The sequence below is a fragment of the Streptococcus cristatus genome (genome assembly GCF_003943535.1).
Taxonomy (GTDB): domain Bacteria; phylum Bacillota; class Bacilli; order Lactobacillales; family Streptococcaceae; genus Streptococcus; species Streptococcus cristatus_L.
This window is the reverse complement of record NZ_RJPU01000028.1, coordinates 1-1,044: the sequence shown is the minus strand read 5'-3', so window position 1 is coordinate 1,044 and position 1,044 is coordinate 1. Positions and strand designations below refer to the sequence as shown.

The following is a 1,044-nucleotide window of genomic DNA, read 5'->3' as shown; positions in this document are numbered from 1 at the left end:
TTTCTTCGCTATCCTTATCATCAGGAGTCACTGTCTTCGCTGCTACATTNGCCTTATCTGCCACNAATCCAGTTACGACTGGTGTAGCTTCTTGNGCCAATTCTTTCGTAGCTGGTGTCCATGCANNGNANGTNTNCTTNNCAGTTACACGGTTACGTTCACCTGTACGTGTGAAAGCTGCTTCTTGNGTTACTGGAGCTTTCAGAGCTGGACGACCNGCTGTTTGACCATCTGCGTATTCGTACTTGATCGTACGTGATACTTTCTTGTTGAGCTTAGCTGGGTCTGTAATCTTCTCTGTACCTTGACGAAGAGTAACGGTGAAGGTTTGATCCTTCTTATCGTCATTATCGAAGGTCTTAGGTCCTGCGAACTCATCCGTTACAACTTCATAGCCCTTGTCTGTCAATTCTTTCAGACGAGCTGCGTAGTTAGTTGTACCGATTGGCTCACCTGACTTACCGCTTTCGACAACCTTGGTCAATTCCTTATTACCGTCAGTTTGGTCTACGAAGCTGATAATCGCTTTTTGACCATCCTTCACGTAATTGATTGGTGTGTCCTTAGTTGGATCACTTGGAATTGGTGGTGGGTTGTATCCCTTGCTTGGATCGCTCGGATCTTTCGGTGTCAATGGGGTTGTGCCATCTGGGCCTACTGGTGTAGTTCCTGGTACATGTGGAATCACTGGAAGATCAGTACCTGGTTTGCTTGGATCTGTTGGATCGTTTGGATATGGAAGGTTTGGTACTTTTGGAAGTCCGTCTGGTACATTTGGTACGTATGAACCAAGNTTGCTGTACTTAACTGTTTCTTCGCTATCCTTATCATCAGGAGTCACTGTCTTCGCTGCTACATTGGCCTTATCTGCCACGAATCCAGTTACGACTGGTGTAGCTTCTTGGGCCAATTCTTTCGTAGCTGGTGTCCATGCANNGNANGTNTNCTTNNCAGTTACACGGTTACGTTCACCTGTACGTGTGAAAGCTGCTTCTTGNGTTACTGGAGCTTTCAGAGCTGGACGACCTGCTGTTTGGCTGTTTG

Annotated in this window: 1 protein-coding gene; it reads right to left on the bottom strand. The window is 46.5% G+C overall.

The window, feature by feature from the left end; translation table 11 throughout:
- Positions 1–1,015, bottom strand: a 1,015-nt coding sequence (locus D8790_RS10640; protein WP_446677483.1) for a mucin-binding protein, incomplete at its 3' end; no start/stop codon positions are given.
- Positions 1,016–1,044 lie beyond the last annotated feature (29 nt).